This is a genomic window from Flavobacterium sp. (assembly GCF_036782315.1).
GTDB lineage: Bacteria > Bacteroidota > Bacteroidia > Flavobacteriales > Flavobacteriaceae > Flavobacterium.
Genome location: NZ_DAIPZK010000024.1, coordinates 1 through 1,797, shown reverse-complemented (window position 1 = coordinate 1,797; position 1,797 = coordinate 1). Strand labels below are relative to the sequence as shown.

Below are 1,797 nucleotides of genomic sequence, written 5' to 3'. Positions count from 1 at the left end.
GGGCTGGGGTCCTTTTTGGGGTATGAATATGAATTATCCCAGTGTTACAACCACTCCAGAAGGAACACTTTTTCTTGACTTTGTAGATGCAAAAACAAAAGAATTAGTTTGGCAAGGACAAGGGACAGGACACCTAACCCAAAATAGAGATAAAAAGGATGCTGTAATTAAAGAATTTGTAGTTAAAATATTAGCACAATATCCACCACAAATGAAAAAGGAGAATTAAGTTCTCCTTTTTCATTTTAATAATGTTAAATTAACCGTAGAAAAATTAGTTTTTGTAATTTTGCATCCGCTTTTCAAATAAAGCAATCTACAAAATGAATTTTTTTAAGATTTTGATACTATCATTTAGCGTATTTTTAGTATCAAATACAGGTTTTTCACAATGTTTTGAAATCGAAAGTATACTAGTAGATGCATGTGACAACGGAGCAGATGAAGGATATAATGAAATGTTCCGAATGAAAATTGGAGGAACAGCATTAAATACTAGCACTTTAAATATAAACTGGCCAGCACAAACTTGGCTTGGATTAGTACAAAATGCTACAACTGCATCCAAAGTTAGTCAATTAAACGCTGCAATTGTAGCAGCAGGTGGTTGTGGTCAAATTTTAGAGCCAACAGGTGGAGTTCTTCCAGCAAATGCAACAGTGATTGTAGTAACAAGTCCAAATTTAGATACTACCTTAAATTCATTTGGCGCCTTAACCTCAACAATTTATATGATTTTCCAAAATACTCCTTCAAATGCTAATGCAGGACATTTTGGAAACTATAATGCTACTCCAGCAACTCGAACATTAACCGTTAGTTTTGGTGCTGGATGCTCTGATAGTGTTACTTATCAAAGAGCTAACTTAGTTAACATTTTTGGAACTGTTGGCGGTTCTATTTCCGATTTGAATGGTTCAACTGTGAATTTCACACCTTCAGGAACAGCTTCTTATGTTAACAATGGTTGTATTGCTCCTGTTCAACCTTTTACCGTTGAAGCTGGAACCACTCCCGTTTCAGCTTGTGCTGGACAAACGATTAATTTATCTGGAGCAGCGCAAGGACAAACAAATGTTTTATGGTCTGCAGCAACTGGAAGTTTTTCAACTCCAAATAATTTAACAACGACCTATAGTATACCAGCTTCTGCAACGGCAGGAAGTTCAATAAACTTAATTTTAACAGCTACAAACTCGTGTGGAGCAACCCTTACTGATAATATTGTAGTTAACATTACAGGAAATACACTTACACTAAATTCAGCAAATAATACCCAAAGTGTTTGCTCTGGAAATGCCATCACTCCTATTCAATATACTTTTGGTGGAGGAGCAACAAGTGCAACAGTAACTGGATTACCAACAGGCGTAACAGCTACAACTTCTGGAAATACCGTTACCATCAGCGGAACTCCATCTACGAATTTCACTTACACCATTTCTACCAATGGAGGTTGTGGAACCGTTACTTTAAACGGAACTATTTCGATTTCAACTAATGCAACTTTAGTATTAAATTCAGCAAATAATACCCAAAGTGTTTGCTCTGGAAATGCCATTACTCCTATTCAATATACTTTTGGTGGAGGAGCAACAAGTGCAACAGTAACAGGGTTACCAACAGGCGTAACAGCTATAACTTCTGGAAACGTTGTAACTATCAGCGGAACTCCATCTACGAATTTCACTTACACCATTTCTACCAATGGAGGTTGTGGAACCGTTACTTTAAACGGAACTATTTCGATTTCAACTAATGCAACTTTAGTATTAGATTCAGCAAATAATACCCAAA

General features: G+C 36.3%; 1 protein-coding gene and 1 pseudogene. Both read left to right on the top strand.

Going from position 1 to position 1,797, the window contains the following annotated elements; genetic code table 11:
* The coding region (locus V7P59_RS12735) for a DUF4136 domain-containing protein (protein WP_333810531.1) at positions 1-229 on the top strand (229 nt) is incomplete at its 5' end.
* A gap of 94 nt (positions 230-323) precedes the next feature.
* Positions 324-1,797, top strand: a pseudogene (locus V7P59_RS12730) (hypothetical protein); the annotation flags it as partial.